Source organism: Alcaligenes sp. HNGD-HTN06 (assembly GCF_049932565.1).
Taxonomy (GTDB): Bacteria; Pseudomonadota; Gammaproteobacteria; order Burkholderiales; family Burkholderiaceae_B; genus Alcaligenes; species Alcaligenes ammonioxydans.
The window spans coordinates 1,684,904-1,703,144 of sequence record NZ_CP187782.1 but is presented as its reverse complement, the minus strand read 5'-3'; the positions used below and the strand labels follow the sequence as shown (position 1 = coordinate 1,703,144).

The 18,241-nt window shown below is 56.2% G+C and carries 17 protein-coding genes; 5 read left to right on the top strand and 12 right to left on the bottom strand.

Features of this window, described 5'->3' with window-relative positions; all coding sequences use genetic code 11:
• Positions 1 to 14: 14 nt before the first annotated feature.
• The 4 genes from ACOZ42_RS07770 (at position 15) to ACOZ42_RS07755 (ending at position 3,766) form a co-directional block, all read left to right on the top strand.
• Positions 15 to 449, top strand: coding sequence for a curli assembly protein CsgF (locus ACOZ42_RS07770; RefSeq protein ID WP_426345781.1), 435 nt, complete (start codon positions 15 to 17; stop codon positions 447 to 449).
• On the top strand, positions 446 to 1,414 hold the full coding sequence (locus ACOZ42_RS07765) for a CsgG/HfaB family protein (RefSeq protein ID WP_059317667.1): 969 nt from the start codon (positions 446 to 448) through the stop codon (positions 1,412 to 1,414). The genes ACOZ42_RS07770 and ACOZ42_RS07765 overlap by 4 nt, the downstream gene beginning before the upstream one ends.
• An 89-nt stretch (positions 1,415 to 1,503) precedes the next feature.
• Complete coding sequence (locus ACOZ42_RS07760; RefSeq protein WP_426345780.1) at positions 1,504 to 2,613, top strand: curlin-associated protein; 1,110 nt, start codon at positions 1,504 to 1,506, stop codon at positions 2,611 to 2,613.
• 388 nt (positions 2,614 to 3,001) lie between these two features.
• On the top strand, positions 3,002 to 3,766 hold the full coding sequence (locus tag ACOZ42_RS07755) for a response regulator transcription factor (RefSeq protein ID WP_059317669.1): 765 nt from the start codon (positions 3,002 to 3,004) through the stop codon (positions 3,764 to 3,766).
• A gap of 17 nt (positions 3,767 to 3,783) precedes the next feature.
• Here ACOZ42_RS07755 and sufT read toward each other — a convergent pair whose 3' ends face one another.
• From sufT to ACOZ42_RS07715, 8 genes are read right to left on the bottom strand one after another with little or no spacing between them, the layout of a single operon-like run.
• Positions 3,784 to 4,344, bottom strand: coding sequence for a putative Fe-S cluster assembly protein SufT (gene sufT / locus ACOZ42_RS07750; protein ID WP_059317670.1), 561 nt, complete (start codon positions 4,342 to 4,344; stop codon positions 3,784 to 3,786).
• 15 nt (positions 4,345 to 4,359) lie between these two features.
• Entirely contained in the window at positions 4,360 to 4,812 is a 453-nt protein-coding gene (sufU, locus tag ACOZ42_RS07745) for a Fe-S cluster assembly sulfur transfer protein SufU (protein ID WP_003800334.1), read from the bottom strand.
• Positions 4,813 to 6,060 carry a cysteine desulfurase gene (locus ACOZ42_RS07740; protein ID WP_003800337.1) on the bottom strand — a complete coding sequence of 416 codons (1,248 nt, stop codon included), beginning with the start codon at positions 6,058 to 6,060 and terminating at the stop codon, positions 4,813 to 4,815.
• The gene (sufD, locus tag ACOZ42_RS07735) at positions 6,057 to 7,364 is read right to left on the bottom strand and encodes a Fe-S cluster assembly protein SufD (protein WP_426345779.1); all 1,308 of its coding nucleotides are present in this window, start codon (positions 7,362 to 7,364) and stop codon (positions 6,057 to 6,059) included. The genes ACOZ42_RS07740 and sufD overlap by 4 nt, the downstream gene beginning before the upstream one ends.
• The gene (gene sufC / locus ACOZ42_RS07730) at positions 7,361 to 8,140 is read right to left on the bottom strand and encodes a Fe-S cluster assembly ATPase SufC (protein ID WP_003800343.1); all 780 of its coding nucleotides are present in this window, start codon (positions 8,138 to 8,140) and stop codon (positions 7,361 to 7,363) included. Before sufC ends, sufD begins: the two co-directional genes overlap by 4 nt.
• Positions 8,141 to 8,153: 13 nt before the next feature.
• A complete protein-coding gene (sufB, locus tag ACOZ42_RS07725) occupies positions 8,154 to 9,602 on the bottom strand; it encodes a Fe-S cluster assembly protein SufB (protein ID WP_003800345.1) in 1,449 nt (482 codons plus the stop codon).
• On the bottom strand, positions 9,599 to 10,093 hold the full coding sequence (locus tag ACOZ42_RS07720) for an SUF system Fe-S cluster assembly regulator (protein ID WP_003800349.1): 495 nt from the start codon (positions 10,091 to 10,093) through the stop codon (positions 9,599 to 9,601). The genes sufB and ACOZ42_RS07720 overlap by 4 nt, the downstream gene beginning before the upstream one ends.
• 60 nt (positions 10,094 to 10,153) lie before the next feature.
• Positions 10,154 to 11,935: an ABCB family ABC transporter ATP-binding protein/permease gene (locus ACOZ42_RS07715; RefSeq protein ID WP_059317672.1), complete on the bottom strand. Its 1,782-nt coding sequence runs from the start codon at positions 11,933 to 11,935 to the stop codon at positions 10,154 to 10,156.
• A gap of 513 nt (positions 11,936 to 12,448) precedes the next feature.
• Here ACOZ42_RS07715 and ACOZ42_RS07710 point away from each other — a divergent pair.
• Positions 12,449 to 14,143 carry an anti-sigma factor domain-containing protein gene (locus ACOZ42_RS07710; protein WP_059317673.1) on the top strand — a complete coding sequence of 565 codons (1,695 nt, stop codon included), beginning with the start codon at positions 12,449 to 12,451 and terminating at the stop codon, positions 14,141 to 14,143.
• Here the strand turns inward: ACOZ42_RS07710 and ACOZ42_RS07705 are convergent.
• The 4 genes from ACOZ42_RS07705 to pheT all read right to left on the bottom strand — a co-directional run bounded on the left by ACOZ42_RS07705 (position 14,118) and on the right by pheT (position 18,217).
• Positions 14,118 to 14,930: a ferritin-like domain-containing protein gene (locus ACOZ42_RS07705; RefSeq protein ID WP_059317674.1), complete on the bottom strand. Its 813-nt coding sequence runs from the start codon at positions 14,928 to 14,930 to the stop codon at positions 14,118 to 14,120. The genes ACOZ42_RS07710 and ACOZ42_RS07705 overlap by 26 nt on opposite strands.
• A 66-nt stretch (positions 14,931 to 14,996) precedes the next feature.
• The gene (locus tag ACOZ42_RS07700) at positions 14,997 to 15,401 is read right to left on the bottom strand and encodes a MerR family transcriptional regulator (RefSeq protein WP_003800357.1); all 405 of its coding nucleotides are present in this window, start codon (positions 15,399 to 15,401) and stop codon (positions 14,997 to 14,999) included.
• 77 nt (positions 15,402 to 15,478) lie between these two features.
• Positions 15,479 to 15,802: an integration host factor subunit alpha gene (locus tag ACOZ42_RS07695; RefSeq protein ID WP_059317675.1), complete on the bottom strand. Its 324-nt coding sequence runs from the start codon at positions 15,800 to 15,802 to the stop codon at positions 15,479 to 15,481.
• A gap of 9 nt (positions 15,803 to 15,811) precedes the next feature.
• Positions 15,812 to 18,217, bottom strand: coding sequence for a phenylalanine--tRNA ligase subunit beta (pheT, locus tag ACOZ42_RS07690; protein ID WP_219235987.1), 2,406 nt, complete (start codon positions 18,215 to 18,217; stop codon positions 15,812 to 15,814).
• Between the last annotated feature and the right edge of the window lie 24 nt (positions 18,218 to 18,241).

The following is an 18,241-nucleotide window of genomic DNA, read 5'->3' as shown; positions in this document are numbered from 1 at the left end:
AAGAGAGACATAACGTGAAGACTTTCCTGCCCCTTGCCTCCGCTCTGCTGGCCGGTTCGCTATTTGCCCCCGTCCATGCGACCGAACTGATCTATACCCCTGTCAATCCGAATTTCGGCGGCAGCCCGCTCAATGGGCAGTGGCTACTGAACTCGGCCCAGGTCACCAACAAGCACACGGACCCAGCAGCCGAAGGCCTGAGTTCGACCTTTGAGCAGCGCACCCCCTTCCAGGACTTCAACGATCAGTTGGAGCGCTCGGTACTCAGCCGTCTGGCCTCGGCCGCATCCTCACAGTTTGTGGACAGCAATGGAAAATTTGTACCGGGCACCTTCGAGACCGGCAGCTTTACGGTCAGCGTCGTTGATGTCGGCGGCGGAGCACTGACGATCACCACCACGGACCGGATCACCGGCGCTTCCACTACTTTCCGGGTGATGCAGCCATGATGAGCCCGTTGACCATCCTGAACGCCCGCCCAGCGCGCCTGCTCGGCGTGCTGGCCATGGCCTCGGCCCTGGCGGCCTGTGCCCTGCCCTCCACCCCCGCCGACGTCAAAAGTTCCGCCTACCTGACGCCCGCCTCGCCAGCCACGCACGATCTGCTGGAGCTGCCAGCGCCCGCGCAGCGCCTGACCGTGGCCGTCTATGGGTTTCGTGACCAGACTGGCCAATACAAGCCCAATCCGGACAGCTCCTTTTCCACCTCAGTCACCCAGGGAGCCGCCGCCCTACTGGTCAAAGCCTTGCGTGATTCGCGTTGGTTCACTCCGGTCGAGCGCGAAAGCTTACAAGAACTGCTGACCGAGCGGCGCATCGTGCGCGCCCTGGACGGATCGCAAGAAAACGGCCAACGCACCGCCATTAATATCCCCCCGCTGGCCCCGGCCGAAATCATGATGGACGGAGGCATCATCTCCTATGAAAGCAATGTGCGCACCGGCGGCGCGGGCGCACGCTTTCTAGGCGTAGGCCTGTCTACCCAGTATCGGGTCGACCAAGTCACAGTCAACCTACGCGCCATTGATGTACGCACCGGCAACATTTTGCAAAGCGTGTCCACCACCAAGACCATCTTTTCCTACGAAATCCGCCCTAGCGTCTACAAGTTCGTGAACTTCAAAGACCTGCTGGAAATCGAGGCCGGAGTGACCAACAACGAACCGGCTCAGCTATCGGTCAAAGAGGCAATTGAATCGGCGGTTGTGCATCTGATCGTGCAAGGCATGAGGGAAGGTCAATGGCGCCTGCAAAACGAGGCTGACCGTAACAACCCCATCGTGCAGAACTACATGAAGCAAAACGAAACTTACCGCAACCTGCGCACCCAGGCCGCTGTGGTCGATCCTCAAGCCGCGCAAGCCAATGCTGCCACAAGTGATGAGGTGCAGACCGCCCCCGTCTCCGGCAGTTGAACACGAGCAGACGGCGCGGTGGTTCCGAGAAGACCGGCCACCGCTCTCTTTCCTGACAACGGTCTTCGACATGCACTGAGGAGAAGTATATGAACGGCAAACTGTCCACATTGGCTATTGCCCTGGGCACCGCGCTGGCCCTGCCCACACTGGCGCTGGCTGACAACGCCACCGTGACGCAGACCGGCAGCTTTAATAAAGGTGTAGTTCTTCAAAACCACAACACCAACGCCAACGCGAGCATCGACGTGAAGGGAGACCGCAACGACGACTACATCAATCAGTGGGACAACGGTACGGTTCGCACTACCGTGAAGGTCATCAACGGCAACGACAACAAGGCCGTGGTGGAACAAAGCCGCAGCGGCGGCAACTCCACGATCACCATCACTCAATCGCGCAATCGCAACGACGCTTTCGCCAGCCAATGGGAGGCCAATGGGTCGCAAATCGGCATCAAGCAATTGCGCTCGGACAATAAGGCGGTTGTGGAACAAGTCCGCAGCGCCGGTGACCAAACCTGGGTAAACCAAACGGGGCAAATGGGCGACGCCTATGTCAATCAATACCGAACCCGTGACGCACTGGCTGTCATCAACGACAGCGGCGAGCGCAACGACTCGGTCATCGAGCAAAACAACAGCAGCAATGTCAACGCCTTCATTACCCAGTCGGGATACAAAGGGGATGCATACATCAATCAATATAAAAGCACGGGCTCGACGGCCAGCATCACCGATAGCGGCAAGTACGACAACGGCGTGATCGATCAGTGGAATGTCTCCAACTCGAACGCCTCTATCGTCCAGGGTGGCGGCCACAAGAATGATGCCACCATCAGCCAAACCGGGACGTGGAGGGGCAATTCGGATCGCCTGCATGCCAGTATTATCCAGAGCGGCTCGCATAACAAAGCTGTTACTGAACAGACCGGCTACAGCAACGACAGCAACATCATCCAAAGTGGCCTGGGCAATGACGCCTACAACTCCCAAGCGGGTATCGGCAACGACTCCTACATCAGTCAGGGCGGCGGCTACAACACGGCCGTGGTTACCCAGGTCGGTTTCAACCTGGATTCGTCGGTAACGCAGAACGGTTGGGCCAACCGCGCCCAAGTGGTGCAAAGCGGCCTAAACCATAACAGCACCGTCACCCAGACGGGTAATTTCAACAATGCGTATGTCAATCAACATTAAGCATACAAAGTAAGCCACCTGTCAGCGGCAATATGTTATATAGTAGGCGCCGCTGACAACCCTCAAATCATTGATACGTAAGGGATTTAAGGGTTATGGAGCGTAGGAGTAACCCGAATTTATAAGGCTATTCAAATAGCCAATCCGCGCTTTTCGGCACAGAATGACATTTAAAACATCAAATTTTGACAAATACAAAACATTTTTAACAATTTCAAATAATTCGTCAGCCCTGAGTGCGACTCGCCGCCGGATAATTAGGCCGCACAACGGGTATAGAGAAACGAAAACACACATAACTACCAAAGAAAATGACACATGCAACCCAACAAAAGGCTTATTCAACACAATGACATAGAGCCTATATACGCAGTGAGGGAGATACAAAATGACAACAATTATCGTCGTGGAACCACACACCTTATTCAGGTTAGGTATCATACGACTGCTGGCAGACACTCTGCCCAGCGCGGAACTGCTCAGCATGGACTACGAGTCAATGGAGACAGGTCTGCAAACACGACGTTGTGAGTTGCTGCTATTGTCGGTACCTTCCGCCGAGGCCTGTATGAAGCTGCTAGCTGATGTACGCCGCAGTCTGCAGCCTAGCGCCGTACTCTTGATGGCCGAATCCCACTACGCCTTACCGGCAATTCAGGACATGCCTGCCGGCGTCATGGGGCATTTACTCAAGACCGCCACGCCGGAATTGATGGCGGCTACCATCAATCTGGTATTGGCAGGCGGTTCCTGTTTTCCATCGCCTGCGCCCCAGCGTCAACCGACCTCAATGGCCACGCCTACAAACCAGCCTTCGAGCCCATTGCCTTCTAAAGCGGAGCCCGACAGGCTGATTACGTCCTACGAGCCTGAACGCTGGCCACCCGTCAATCGAGAAATCGACCCTCTTGACGAAGCACGGCTACTGGGTCTGACGCCTCGCCAGTACGAGGTGCTTGTGCTATTGGCTCGTGGCATGACCATCAAGGGCGTGGCCCGGCAGTTGAATATTTCGTCGGCCACGGCCAAGGCGCATGCCGAAACCCTTTATATACGAATGAACGTACATAATCGCAACGAGGCTGTCTATCGCGCGGTTTCCAAAGGGGCCAGGCTCGGGATGCCCAGCTCCCACATGGAAAAAGCCTGCTGATCGCAGGCTTTTCAAAATTACAACATACCCAATTGCAAACGGGCGGATTCGCTCATTCGCTCACGACTCCACGGCGGGTCCCAGACAAGATCAACCACGGCTTTCTCGACACCCTGAATCGTTTCCAGCTTGTAGCGAGCCTCGTCCGCAATCATGGTCCCCATTCCGCAGCCGGGGGCTGTCAACGTCATTTCCATCGTAATGGAAAAGGTTTCGGGCCCCGTCTTAGTCACGTGACAGGCATACACCAGTCCCAGATTGACGATATCAACCGGAATCTCGGGATCGTACACACTGGACAGTACAATCCAGGCGGCATCTTCAATGGTTTTTTCACTCAGCGGCAGTTCAGGGACAAAGACCTCAGGCTTGTCCTGAGACTCAAAACCCAAGGCATCGGCATCGACGCCCTCAATCCGGTAAAGATTGCCTTCCACCATGACGGTATAACTACCACCCAGCTTCTGGGTAATCGTCGCCGTACACCCCGCCTCGATGGTGACGGGAGCGCCGTAAGGAATGCTCACTGCCGGGCAGTCCCGACTGACCAGCACATCATGTCGTTCAAAGTAACTCATGGCTTGCTTGCGCCTTTATTCCGTTTGCGCGGTTTCTTTGGCCTGATTGATGGCGTTGTGCAGGGTATGCCAGGCCAACGTGGCACATTTAACCCGTGCAGGAAATTCACGCACACCCGATAACACTTCCAGCTTGCCCAGGTCCCGATCTGGATGAGCCTCTGTCAGCATGGCATGCATATCTTGAAAGAGCGACTCAAACTCAGCCAGAGTCAGACCTTTAACAGCTTCGGTCATCAAGGACGCCGACGCCTTGGAAATGGCACAGCCATGACCCACAAAGCTGACTTTCTGCACAATGCCGTCTTCGACAACGGCATACACCGCCAGCTGATCCCCACACAAAGGGTTGTGGCCATTGGCGAAATGGCTGGCATTTTCTATTACTTCAAAGTTACGCGGGCTACGGTTGTGGTCGAAAATGACCTCTTGGTAAAGCTCGCGCAGCCCGTTGAAATCCTGGCTCATTTAGCCAACTCCAAATAATTTTTGCGCTTTGCGCAGGCTGCCCAGCAAAGCATCAATATCAGCGTAATCGTTGTACAGGGCAAAAGAAGCACGCGCCGTACCCGGGATGCCAAACCGCGTCATCAAAGGCATGGCACAGTGGTGACCGGCACGCACTGCTACCCCATCCATATCCAGGATAGTACCCAGGTCGTGCGGATGAATACCGTCAACCAGGAAAGACACAATCCCAGCCTTGTGTTCCGCCGTCCCGATAATGCGAATGCCAGGCATGGCCAGCAAGGCTTCGGTGGCGTAATCCAGCAGCAGTGCTTCGTGGTCGGCAATACGCTGCATGCCAATACGCATCAAATAATCGATGGCGGCAGCCATGGTAATGGCACCAGCGATATTGGGCGTCCCCGCTTCAAAACGCTGCGGCACGGGCGCGTAATTGCTTTTTTCAAAGCTGACAGTGGTGATCATGTCACCGCCACCCATCCAGGGTGACATGCTGTCCAAAATGTCGTAGCGCACATACAAGGCGCCCATGCCGGTTGGCCCGTAAAGCTTGTGAGCCGAAAATGTATAAAAATCGGCATCCAGGGCTTGCACGTCCACCACACCGTGGGGGACGGACTGGGCACCATCCACCAGCACCTTGGCGCCGACCGCATGGGCCTGACGCGTCATTTCAGCAATGGGGTTAATCGTCCCCAGCGCATTGGAGACATGGACCACGGCCAGCAGGCGGGTTTTCTCATTGAGCAGTTGCTGGAATGCTTCCTGATCCAATTCACCGTTGTCCAGCACGGGCACCACGCGGATGATGGCGCCGGTACGCTGGGCAACCAGCTGCCAGGGCACGATGTTGGAGTGATGCTCCAGACCTGTCAGCAAGATCTCGTCGCCTGCCTTCAAGTTATCCATGCCCCAGCTGTAGGCGACCAGATTAATGGATTCCGTGGTGCCACGCGTAAATACAATCTCTTCATCACGGGCGGCATTCAGAAATGCCCGCACTGTACTTCTGGCCTGATCGTACAGCTCAGTAGCATGTTGAGACAGCCAATGCACACCCCGATGGATATTCGCATTGGACTGCTCATAGAATCGCGCCTCGGCCTCAATGACCGAACGCGGCTTTTGCGTCGTCGCACCGTTATCCAGATAGGACAAGCGTTGCCCCCGGATCGGGCGGGCTAGGATGGGAAAATCCTCGCGGTGATTCAGCAAACCAGCAGCAGTTACGGGCATGGGCGCATTCATGCAAGATCTCCAAGGGCGAGCCCGCCCGGCAACAACGCATTAATACCGACAGTGGCACGGCTACGCAGGCTTTCAGACGCAATGCGCTCCAAGGACTGGGCGGCAAATGCATAAATCAGCATATTGCGGGCATCTTCCATGCTCATGCCTCGCGAGCGCAGATAGAACAGGCTATCGGCATCCAGTTGGCCCACCGTGGCCCCGTGAGCACACTTGACGTCGTCAGCGTAGATTTCCAGCTCGGGGCGGGAATCTGCCCGCGCCATCTTGGACAAGAGCAAGCTGTCCGAACGCTGTACCGAATCCGTACCATCGGCACCCTTGCCCACCAGCACACGACCACTGAACACACCGCGGGCGGTGTCTGCCAGAATACCGCGGTAGAACTCACGACTTTGGCAGTTGGGCTGGGCATGGTCAATCAGTGTGTTGTGGTCGACATGACGACGACCATCCACAAAGTACAAGCCGTTAAACAAGGTTTCGCAACGCTCGCCGTTGAAAACGGTAGCAATATCGTTACGGGCAATACGGGCACCGAAGGACAGCGAGTGCGAATTGAATACCGAGCCGCGACCTTGCTGCACATCGATGGCCGCCAGGTGAAAGTCTTGCAGCGCTTCCTGCTGCAACTTCATGTGCGTCAGATTGGCATCTGGAGCCACGTTCAGACGAGTCACGACGCTGCTCAAGGACGCATCCATGCCGTCCTGACCTACGTAGTGCTCAACCACCGTTGCACTGGCACCCGACTCCAGAGAGATCAGGTTACGCGTGAAGCTGGCGCTGCCCCCTTGGGTGCGAACAAAAACCAAATGGACCGGTTGCTCCAGGTGCTTGCCAGCGGCGATATGCAAGGCGGCACCATCCTGAGCCAAGGCCAGGTTCAAGGCTGCGGTCGAAGCGCCCTGGGACTCATCACCGTAAGCCTGCTGCAACCAGTCTGCATCGCGCTCCAGACAGGCGCTGAGCGACGCCAAACGCACACCAGCGGGCAATTCATCCAGGTGCGACAGCGCCGCATCGTAGTGACCATCCACAAAGACCAGGAAGTACCCGTCCCCTTGTTGGCGCACCGACGCCACCAGCTCCGCTGCCGACGCTGATTTGCGTGGTGCGAAGCTTTGTTGTTCCAGCAAAGCCAAGGAGGTGTGATGCCAGGCTTCAATGCGTGTGGTTGGCCAGCCTTCTTGTTCGAAACGCTCCAGCGCACGCTGACGCACAGCGCTTAGCCATGGCAGACCGGCTCCAGGTGCTTGTGCAGCCTGAGCGGCAAAGCTGTTGACCCAATCCGGCAGACTCATACCGCAGCTCCCTTGGCTTTCTGTTCGGCCTCTGCTTGTTCCAGCACCCAGCCGTAGCCACGCTCTTCCAGTTCCAGGGCCAACTCACGGCCACCGGAACGAATGATCTTGCCACCGGCCAAAACGTGCACAAAGTCAGGCACGATGTAATCCAGCAGACGTTGGTAGTGAGTGATCACCAGCAAGGAACGCTCGGGGGAACGCAGACGGTTCACGCCGTCAGCCACCACGCGCAAAGCGTCAATATCCAGACCGGAGTCGGTTTCGTCCAGAATGGCCAGCTTGGGCTCCAGCAGACTCATTTGCAGAACTTCATTGCGTTTCTTTTCGCCGCCGGAAAAGCCTTCGTTCACCGAGCGGTACAGAAACTCTTCACGCATACCTACAATCTTCATTTCCTCTTTCACGCGCTTGAGGAAGTCCATGGCGTCCAGCTCAGGCAGACCCTGATGACGACGCACGGCGTTCACCGAAGCACGCAGGAAATAGGCGTTGGACACACCGGGAATTTCGATGGGGTACTGGAATGCCAGGAACAGACCGGAACGGGCGCGGTCTTCAATCTTCATTTCCAGCAGGTCTTGACCCAGCCAATCAACCGAACCACCTTCCACGGTGTAGTCTTCACGACCCGCCAGAACCTGGGACAAGGTGCTCTTGCCCGAGCCGTTCGGACCCATGATGGCGTGAACTTCACCGGGTTTGATTTCCAGGTTCAGGCCTTTAAGGATAGGTTTATCTTCAACCGAAGCGCGCAAATCTTTAATCGTCAGCATTTCATTATTCTCCTTAACCTACACTGCCTTCCAAGCTGACGCCGAGCAAATTCTGTGCTTCGACCGCAAACTCCATGGGCAATTCTTTAATCACTTCTTTACAAAAGCCGTTCACGATCATGGAGACGGCGTCTTCGGCTGTCAGGCCGCGCTGCATGGCATAAAAGAGCTGATCCTCTCCAATACGCGAAGCCGTCGCCTCGTGTTCCACACTGGCACTGGGATTCTGCACTTCCATTGTCGGGAAGGTATGCGCAGCGCAGCGCTTGCCAATCAGCAGCGAATCACACTGAGTGTAATTGCGGGCGTTCTCTGCCTTGGGAGTAATCCGCACCAAACCACGATAGGTATTGATGCCCTGGCCGGCCGAAATCCCCTTGGAGATAATCGTGCTGCGGGTATTGCGCCCCATATGGATCATCTTGGTGCCGGTGTCCGCTTGCTGACGGTGATTGCTCAGGGCGACCGAGTAGAACTCCCCTTGGGAGTCATCGCCACGCAGCACCACGCTGGGGTATTTCCAGGTAATGGCCGAGCCGGTTTCAACCTGCGTCCAGGAGATGTGCGAACGTGCGCCACGGCATTCGCCACGCTTGGTGACGAAGTTGTAAATACCGCCTACGCCGTCCTTGTCACCGGGGTACCAGTTTTGCACGGTCGAGTACTTGATCTTGGCGTCGTCCAACGCGACCAACTCCACGACCGCAGCGTGCAATTGGTTTTCATCGCGCATCGGCGCCGTACAGCCTTCCAGGTAACTGACCGACGCGCCCTCTTCCGCAATGATCAAGGTGCGCTCGAACTGGCCGGTGTCGCGGGCATTGATACGGAAATAAGTGGAAAGCTCCATGGGGCAGCGCACCCCTTTGGGGATGTACACAAAGGAACCATCAGAGAACACAGCCGAGTTCAGTGCGGCATAGAAGTTGTCGCTGGGAGGGACCACCGTGCCCAGGTACTTTTTGACCAGTTCCGGATATTCACGTACCGCTTCGGAAAAGGAACAGAAGATCACGCCCACTTCTTCCAGTTCCTTGCGGAAGGTGGTGGCCACCGAGACCGAGTCAAACACGGCGTCAACGGCCACACCGGCCAGACGTGCGCGTTCGTGCAGGGGCACACCCAGTTTTTCATAGGTGCGCAACAGTTCCGGATCGACCTCATCCAGGCTCTTGGGACCATCGGCCTTGCTTTTGGGCGCGGAGTAGTAACTGATGTCCTGAAAGTCGATTGGCGGGTACTCCACAATCGACCACTTGGGGTACTTCATGGTCAGCCACTGGCGGTAAGCAGCCAGGCGCCATTCCAGCATGAACTCCGGTTCGCGTTTTTTCGCGGACAGGAAACGGATGACGTCTTCGTTCAAACCTTTCGGTATGGTTTCAGACTCGATGTCGGTGACAAAGCCTGCCTCGTAATCACGATCGAGGAAGGTGTCCAGATGTTCGTTGACGGTACTCATTCGGTTAACTCCACGTTGGAGGTGTTCGCCTTGTTTCTGTTTTTCAATTCGGGACCCGGCTTGTGTGTCAGGGGAAACTCGTTAACGGGCACGCGTATCATGTCTGCAACACTGACCTCTTCCAAGGTACGCCGGACAATATCGTTGATACGCTGCCAGTTACTGCGTATGTGGCAGTCTGACTCCACGGAACAGGCTCCAGGAGTGGCAACACATTCGGTCAAGCCAAAGGGCTGATCTTCCAGTGCATCAATAATCTGCGCTACACTTATCTGTTTGGCGGGGCGGCCCAACACATACCCTCCGCGTGCGCCTCGACTACTGATTACCAGTTCATGCTGGCCCAGCAGTTTAAGCACCTTGCTGACAGTTGGTTGGCCCAAACCCAGGATGGCGGCCAAGTCAGACGCACTGAACACACGGTCTGGATCGCCAGCCATGTGTGTCAGCACCAAAGTGCCGTAATCAATGATTTTACTGATTCGCAGCATTCCTTCTCTCTGAACAGGTCGTAGAACTATATAGTACTGCTTTGGTACTATATGGTCAAATTATCCCTGCAGACTTTGCTGGATATTCCACATACGGGCATAGGCGCCATCCAGGGCTAAAAGTTCGTTGTGCGTGCCCTGCTCCACGATCTGGCCACGCTCCAGAACCAGGATCAGATCTGCGTCCGTAATCGTGGACAGGCGGTGGGCAATGATCAAGGTGGTACGGTCACGGGCGATCTCATTGAGTTCGGCCTGAATGGCCCGCTCCGTACGCGTATCCAGCGCACTGGTCGCTTCATCCAGGATCAGCACCGGCGGGTTTTTCAGCAAGGTACGAGCAATCGCCACGCGCTGTTTCTCACCCCCGGACAACTTCAGTCCACGCTCGCCCACCACGGTCTCGTAGCCATCCGGCAGGCTTTGAATAAAGTCATGAATACTGGCAGCACGGGCAGCGGCAACAATCTGCTCCTTGCTGGCATCGGGACGACCATACGCAATATTGTGCAAAATCGTATCGTTAAACAGCACCGTGTCTTGCGGAACGATACCAATATGGCGACGCAGACTCTCTTGTGTCCACTCGTTTAGCGCACGGTCATTAAACAGAATCCGCCCGGCGGTCACATCGTAAAAACGAAACAACAGACGCGACAAGGTGGACTTGCCCGCCCCTGAAGCCCCCACCACGGCCACCGTCTTGCCTGCCGGAATCTCGAAACTCAGGTTCTGGATAACCGTGCGACGCTTATCGTAGGCAAAACTGACGTTCTCAAAACGCACACTGGCCTGTGTACAGGACAACTCTTGGGCATTGGGTGCGTCCGTCACCTCCTGCTTGCGGCGCAGCAGGGAGAACAAACGCTCCATGTCCGCCAGGGAGTTCTTGATCTCGCGATATACAAATCCCAGAAAATTCAGCGGTGCGTACAGCTGAGTCAGAAAGGCCGAGACCAACACCACATCCCCTACCGTCATGGATCCGGCCAACACCCCTTGCGCAGACATGAACAACAAAGCGGTAACGCCAATACTGATGATAGAGGCTTGCCCGATATTGAGCAGGTTCAGCGATACCTGATTACGGACGGCAGCCTGCACCCACTGACCCATATTCTGGTCATAACGATTGATTTCATACTCCTCGTTGCCAAAATACTTCACGGTTTCATAGTTGAGCAAAGCATCAATGGCACGGGAGTTGGCACGGCTGTCCAGATCATTCATGGTGCGCCGATAACGCATGCGCCGCTCCGTGACCAGCAGGGTAAAGACAATATAAGTCGCAATGGTTCCCAAGGTGACGGCCGCAAAGGTCCAGTCATAGCGCCAGAGCAAAATGCCGCACACCAGGGCGATTTCCAGCAGGGTGGGCAAAATATTGAAAACCAGAAAATTGAGCAAAAAGCTGACGCCCTTGGTGCCCCGCTCAATATCCCGGCTTAACCCACCCGTCTGGCGCTCGGTATGAAAACGCAGTGACAGATCCAGCAGATGCCGAAAGACATTATTGGCAATCAGGCGAACTGCGCCTTGCGTTACCCGTGCAAACAGGGCATCGCGGATTTCCCCCAAGGCACTGGAGGCCAGCCGCACCGCCCCATATCCGAGCAGCGCCGCCACAGGCAGCATCAGCGCCGTAGCCGGCAGACTCAAAGCATCGATGACCTGCTTTAAGTAGATGGGCATCAGGACGGTGGCCACTTTCGCCAGAATCAGGCAGGCCAAGGCCACAACCACGCGGGTTTTGAAACGCCAAACGTAAGGAAATAGAGATTTCAGGGTGCTCAAACCACCGGAGACACCATCAAGCACTTCAGGACGAGGAGGCACACGCAATAGAGTCGCGTTCAATAGCAAAAGGCCAAAGAACAGCGGACAGGTTCAAAAGAGGTTGCAGCACAAAGCTGAAATCAAGGTCAAACTGGCAGCATGCCCAGTCCACACACAGCCAGACTCCTGAGCTGTCCTTGATACGAATACAACAAAACGATTAGCCGCCTACTTTTCCTGCCAGATGAGCAGGCGTCAGGCAATCATCAAGTATAGCTCCGGGCACCTGACTCCTACACCAAGACCCTAACGCCGGCGTGCTTGTTTCAAGCCACATTGCTCCAAAAAGTGCTGTGCATCCAGCAGCCCGGTGGAACGAATGCACAGGATTGGCGCCCCATTCCCGACATCTCTGCCATTGCAATGAAAATGCTGGCAATCCAGCACTTTGTTACCTTCCGGCCTTCTGCGAAAGGCATACAATACCTGCTTGTCCGAAACGGGTACCCATCCGATCAGAATGGCGCCTGAGACACGGGCAACTGGCTTATAAATTCCTTTACCGTGCAAAAGTCATCCATGCCGTCTTCTTCTTTCTCGTATTCTTCTTCCCTGGATCAGTTAGCCGCACAGGACAGCCAGGCGCTGGATGTGCTGTACGACCGGGAAGCACCCTTGATGCTGGCTTTGGGCCAGGCCGTTTTGGGTCGCCGCATTGATGCTGAAGAGGTTCTGCGCGACAGCTTTGTCCTGTTGTGGAAAAATGCCGCAGGCTACGACCCCGATCTGGGTGAGGGCCGTGCCTGGATTTATAGCATTCTGCGTTTCAGATTGCTGGCCCGTTTACGCCAGCGTACGCAAAGTGGGGATAGCAGTTACGCTTTGCCCGCCATTAAGCCTCAGTCAGGACAACGATTCATTCCCGCCCTGGGGAAACTGGACGGTACCAGTCAACGCGCCATGATTCATGCCTATTTGCATGGCAACAGCTATGAGCAATTAGGCCCTCAACTGAATCGATCCCCCGCTCAGTTGCGCGCCGTGGTTCAGCATGGTCTGCAACAGCTCACCCCTTTAATCAATGAAGGCAATGCCAACGACCCGCGCCATGCCGTCATGATTGGCGAATACACATTGGGCTTGCTTAGTCAGCATGAATTGGCGCAGGCGCACACGCTGATGCAGCAAAATGATCAGGCCGCTCGTCTGGCATTGGCCTGGGAGCAGGCCTGGCTGGAGCTGGTGGATTGTCTGACCCCTACCGTCCCAGCCCCCACCAGTCTGGCGCACATCCACCATACCTTAGGGTTGCCGCCGCCTGCCGCACGCCGTCAGGCAGGCAGCCCGATTAGCCCCGAGAAGGAAGTTCCTGCGTCGCCAGGTGGCGGCGCAGGGGCGATCGCGGCAGCGAACAGCACAGCAGCTAAAACAGAACGTCAGGAACCCAGCATCAAGACCAGCAATGCGATTGACGGCACCGCCAAGCCAGCCATTCGTAATGAACCACGCTGGTCCGCAGACAGCACAAGCGCCACTGACAAGGCCGAGGAGCATGCTCCGCCCTTTCCCACTTTGTTGCGCGCCGACGCTGACCCTGCAGCCAAATCGATGATTCCCACGCCCGACTTGCCCCCTGTCGCGCCGCCCAGAAAAGGGGACAAGAAAAAACCTGCCAACAGCGAAGTGCCCCCCAGCCTGACCAGCGAGAAAAAACCGGCACCCGAGGCCGCAGAGGAAGGAAAAAAAGCGCGTGGCTTTGCAATGCCCTTGCCCCTGCTGCTCGGTGGTTTGGCCGTTGTCGTAATACTAGGTTTGGCCATTGCCCTGTTCATGAACATGAATTCGGAACCACCGGTCAATGTCATTGAAATGAAGCCACGTCAGGCAGCGATCCTGCAAGCTCCCGGCCAATCCTCGACGCCTGCCTGGATTGCGACGGTGGACCCGCAAGGAAATGTCCTGCTGGTGCCCAAGGTCAATACCGAAGTTAAAGCCACCCAATCCGTGCAGTTATGGACTCACACGCCCCGTGGGACACAAATCCGCTCCCTGGGTTTGATCGACCCCAATCGTCCCATCACCGTCCCCGCTGCCTTGATCGGCACGGTCGAAGACGAACAGATTTTTGAAATGACGCTGGAAGCCGAGGGAGGCTCCAATAGTGGCGCACCGGAAGGCCCCGTCCTTTATATAGGCCGCATTGTCAGTTTTGGACAATTGGACAATCTGCCTATCAGCAACAAGGAGGCTAGCTCGTCGGCAACGCGCTCCTGAACGCCGTATCCAGACGTTCCAGCTCATCAATCTCCGCTGCCGTAAAGCCTGCCTCCAGGCGGGCTTTACGATTGAACGGCCCCCGCAGGCGAGGGGCGCGGTAATGCTGCGCCAGTTCACCATAGGTATCGAAATCGGATAAACCCTGCTCCTGGCAGACTTTGCGATACCAGTAGTTCCCCAAGGCCACATGCCCCACCTCATCACGCAAGATGATGGCAATAATGGACGCGGCCTTCTGGTCGCCGGCCTCCAGCAGCTTGCTGTGGACCACCGGACACGCGTCCAGACCGCGCGCCTCCAGAGTTCGAGGCACCAAGGCCAGCCGTGCCAGCAAATCGAAGCGGGTTCGCTCTGCCATCTCCCACAGGCCATCATGGACAGGCAAATCGCCGTAGCGGACCCCCAAGGTTTGCAAATGATCGTTTAACAACTCAAAGTGCAAAGCCTCTTCCACCGCAACTTGCAACCAGCCCGCGTAAAACGAATCTGGCAAGCCCGGGTAACGCCATAACACGTCCAAAGCCAGGTTAATGGCATTGAATTCAATATGCGCCAGGGAGTGCAATAAGGCCGCACGCCCCTGAAGGGTGTGTACTGAGCGCCTGGGCACCTGTTGAGGACTGACAAAACGTAAGCCGGGCGGCCTTCCGGGCACACCAGGTGGCTCATCCAGATGCTCATGCGCCCCAACAGGCAAACCAGGGGGAATGGCTCGAACGGCAGCCAGCTTGGCAGCCGGTTCTTGCACCACCAGGGCTTGTAGAGCTCGACGACGTAGATTCACTGTTCATCCTTCCATGAAAAAAGGCCGGCACCCAGGCCGACCTTCCTTCCCACCGACAATCCGGAATTACTGGGCAGAGCCCGGGTCTGTCATGGCCAGGGCCTGATCCAGCATCGCCTGGATCTGTCCCAGATTGGTGCGCAGGGCTTGCATCTCCTGACCGGTCAGACGTACCGCCGCTTCCTGGTCAAACGGCATATCCGGACCATCGCCCAGACGATTGCGTGCGCCGCTGATGGTAAAGCCCTCGTCGTACAGCAAGCCGCGAATCCGGCGAATCAACAGCACTTCATGGTGCTGGTAATAACGTCGGTTACCACGTCGCTTGACAGGCTTTAGCTGTGTAAATTCCTGCTCCCAGTAACGCAAGACATGGGGCTTGACCAGACAAAGCTCGCTGACTTCACCGATGGTGAAATAACGCTTGGCAGGGATAGGAGGCAAGGTCGCCGTTTTTTCGTTTGTGCTCATGGCCACTGATGCTCATCGACAATAGGAATGATTTTACACGTTCAGTCAGGCAAAACTGTACGCAAACGTACCAGGATTTAGTCCCGGTCATCCTCGGGCGCCACCGGTGCGCCTTCAACGACACTCTTGAGCTTTTGACTGGCATGAAAAGTCACCACCCGGCGCGCCGAAATAGGAATGACCTCACCCGTCTTGGGGTTGCGACCAGGACGCGGGGGTTTATCCCGCACCTGAAAATTACCGAAACCGGACAACTTGACCTCTACACCGTCGGCCAGGGAATCGCGGATCTCAGCAAAGAAGGTATCCACGATATCTTTGGCTTCCCGCTTATTCAAACCAACACGTTCAAACAAGAGTTCTGCCAGGTCCGCTTTGGTCAAAGTACGCTCTACGTTCATTGTGTCTCCTTATGCCCGTGCCCGTGCACCATGCGCGGATACCAGTGCCGCCAGCAATGCTTCCAGGCATTGCTCGACACGCTCATCATCCAGCGTGCTTGCGCTGTCCTGCAGCCAGAAACGAATGGCCAGACTCTTTTCCGACGCATCGTTCTTGTCACGCCAGACGTCAAACAACTGAATGTCTTTGACAATTGCCGCGGATGCTACGCTGCGGCGCACTTGATTGAGCGTATCCAGCACCGCTTGATAGGATACGTCTTTATTGACCCAAACTGCCAGATCACGCTGCACCACGGGCTGCTTGGAGATCTCCTGGGCATGCACCACGTCGTCACGCGAAATCGCCTCGACATCCACCTCAAAAACCACCGGGGCCTGGTTCAGACCAAACTCACCCAACCACTGGGGATGGACTTCACCAATCCAGCCTATGGTTTTACCCTCCAGCTTCACACTGGCGCTACGACCAGGATGCAAGGCCGGATGAACTTCAGGTTCAAACCGTACGTGAGCAGCCCGTTGACCCAGCAAGGTCTCCAGGTCCCGTTTGACATCAAAGAAATCCACAGGGCGGTCGGCTTGGCCCCATTGCTCACTCACGACAGAACCCCAGGCCGCCGCCGCAATGCGATTCGGCTGATGGATGCCGGCCACTGTCAATGCGCCATTTTCTTGCGAAGCATCCCGCAGGAAAACACGGCCAAATTCAAAAACCCGCACACGAGACTGCCGGCGGTTGGCATTGTGTTCGATATTGGCCAACAAACCAGGGATCAAACTGGTGCGCATGACAGCCAACTGACTGGCAATCGGATTGAGCAAGCGAATCGGGTCAGCCTGCCCGTTGATCCCTTTTTCCCAGGACTCTTGCACAAAGGAAAAATTGATGACTTCCTGGTAGTCCTGTCCCGCCATGACAGCACGCAAGGCATGCGGACCGCGCAGGGCTTCCTCAGGAACGCGCATGTGGGCTGCGGCGACTGGAGGAAGATCAGGGATATTTTCAAAGCCATAAATACGAGCGACTTCCTCGATCAGATCCTCTTCGATCGTCAAGTCGAAACGGTAGCTGGGCGGCGTGACGGTAAACACACCGTCGGCGACCGAAAAGCTCAGGCCCAGGCGGGTAAAGATGCTCTCGACCTGATCCTGCTCCAAAGCGATGCCCAGCACACGACGACAGCGCTCCAGACGCATGGCGACAGGCTTGCGCTCCGGCAGGGCCACAATCTGGTCATCCAGGGGGCCAGCCTGACCACCACAAATTTCCAGTATCAAGGCGGTGGTGCGCTCCAGATGCTGGGTAATGGAATCAAAGTCCACGCCCCGCTCAAAACGATGGCTGGCGTCCGATGAAAATTTATAGCGACGGGCACGGCCCATGATGGCTTCCGGCCACCAGAAAGCCCCTTCCAGATACACATCTGTCGTGTCCAGCGTGACGGCACTTTGTTCGCCGCCCATGATACCGGCCATGCTTTGCACTACATCGTTAACCGCGATCACGCCAACATCGGTATCCAGCTCGACGTTCAAACCGCTCAGCAGCTCCAGTTGTTCGCCTTTACGTGCCCAACGCACTTCCAGGCCAGACTGTACGTGCTGCAAATCGAACACGTGCGTAGGACGGCCCAGCTCCAGCATGACGTAATTGGAGATGTCCACCAAAGCAGAGATCGAACGCTGGCCACTACGCTCCAGACGGGTTTTCATCCAGTCCGGGGTTTTCGCACGCGCATTGACGCCACGAATCACACGACCGGCAAAACGGCCACACAGATCAGCGTCTTTCACGGTAACGGAAACGCGATCTTCAATCGTGACAGGAACAGGAGTGAAGTCGGGCAGTGTCAATGGTTCGCCCGTCAGAGCGGCCACTTCACGCGCCACGCCCAGCACGGACAGGCAGTCCGCACGGTTAGGCGTCAATTTCAATTCGATAATCTGGTCGTCCAGATCCAGCAGCTCACGCAGGCTTTGCCCCACGGGTGCGTCCGTATCCAGTACCAGCAAACCATCGTGATCTTGCGACAGACCCAGCTCGCGACCCGAGCACAACATGCCGGCGGATTCCACACCACGCATTTTGACCGGGCCAATTTTCATGCCACCAGGCAGCGTTGCGCCAACACGAGCGACCGGGATCTTGATGCCTTGAGCCGCATTGGGGGCACCGCACACAATCTGCAGCAGCTTGCCCGAGCCGTCATCGACCTGGCACACGCGCAGGCGGTCAGCGTCGGGATGAGGGGCAATCTCGGCAATAAAGCCAACGACAACATTCTCGAACGCTGGCGCGGCGGCTTGAATTTCTTCAACCTCCAGGCCAGCCATCGTCAGTTGATGACCCAGTTCTTCAGTTCCCAGTTTGGGATTCACAAAGCGGCGCAGCCACGATTCGGAAAATAACATGATGCAAAGATGGAGACGTAAAAC